Genomic DNA, 1,294 nt, shown 5'->3' on the forward strand with positions numbered 1-1,294 from the left:
GCTCGACGGTGTCTCCCTGACCGCGTCCCCCGGCCGCCGCATCGGCCTGATCGGCGAGAACGGCGTCGGCAAGTCCACGCTGCTGCGCCTTCTGGCGGGCGTGGACAAGCCCGACGCGGGCAGCGTCACACGCCCCGGCGACCTCGGCTTCCTGCACCAGGAGATGCCTTTCGACGCCGACTCGACCATCGCCGATGTACTCGACGAGGCGCTGCGCCAGGCCCGCGCGGACCTGGCGGAGCTCGCCCGGCTCAGCGAGCGGCTCGCCGAAACGCCCGAGGACGCCCCCGGCCACCCGGAACTCCTCACCTCCTACGGCAGGCGCCTCGAACAGGCCCAGGACCGCGAGGCCTGGGACGCCGACCGCCGCGCGGCCCTGGTCCTGAACGGCCTCGGTCTGGGCGCCCTGGCCCATGACCGCACACTCGGCTCGCTGTCGGGCGGGCAGCGCGGCCGGCTCGCCCTGGCCGCGCTGCTCGTACGGCGGCCTTCGGCCATGCTCCTCGACGAGCCGACCAACCACCTCGACGACGGCGCCGCCGCCTTCCTTGAGGAGCAGCTCCGCGCCCTCCCGGGCACCGTGGTGGCCGCCAGCCACGACCGGGCGTTCCTCGACTCCGTCTGCACCGATCTGATCGACCTCGACCCGGCCGTGGACGGTCCGCTCCGCTTCGGGGGCACCTACAGCGCCTACGTCGGCGCCAAGCGCGCCGAGCGGCAGCGCTGGGAGCAGCGCTACGCCGAGGAGCAGGAGCGGCTGCGGGAACTGCGGCAGACGGCGGGGGTCGGCGCGCACCGGCTGGCACCGGACCGGGGACGGCGCGACAACGAGAAGATGGGGTACGGCCACCGGGCGGGCCGGGTGCAGAGCCAGATCTCCCGCCGGGTGCGCGATGCCGCCCGGCGCCTGGAGGAGCTGGAGCGCGCACAGGTCGCCGAGCCACCGAAGCCCCTGCGGTTCGCGGCGCCCTCGCTGGCCGTCCGGGCGGAGGAGGCACCGGGGCCGCTGATCGCGCTGCGGGAGGCGGGTGTGCCGGGCCGCCTCGCGCCGGTCTCCCTGACGGTGTCGCCCTCGGACCGGCTGCTGGTCACGGGCGGCAACGGGGCGGGCAAGTCGACCTTGCTCGCCGTGCTGGCCGGACGGCTCGCGGCCGGGGGCGGCGAGGTGTGCCGACGCCCGGGTCTGACGGTGGACCTGCTCGCCCAGGACACCGTCTTCGAGCGTCCGGACCGCACGGCGCGGGCCACGTACGAGCTGGTGCTGGGGCCGGAGCGGGCCGAGGCGGTGCCACTG

1 protein-coding gene is annotated in these 1,294 nt (G+C 75.8%); it reads left to right on the forward strand.

The window, feature by feature from the left end; genetic code table 11:
* Positions 1 to 1,294, forward strand: a 1,294-nt coding sequence (locus tag AB8Z36_RS40680; RefSeq protein WP_369218372.1) for an ATP-binding cassette domain-containing protein, incomplete at both ends; no start/stop codon positions are given.

The organism is Streptomyces flavofungini, assembly GCF_041028215.1.
Lineage (GTDB): Bacteria > Actinomycetota > Actinomycetes > Streptomycetales > Streptomycetaceae > Streptomyces > Streptomyces flavofungini_B.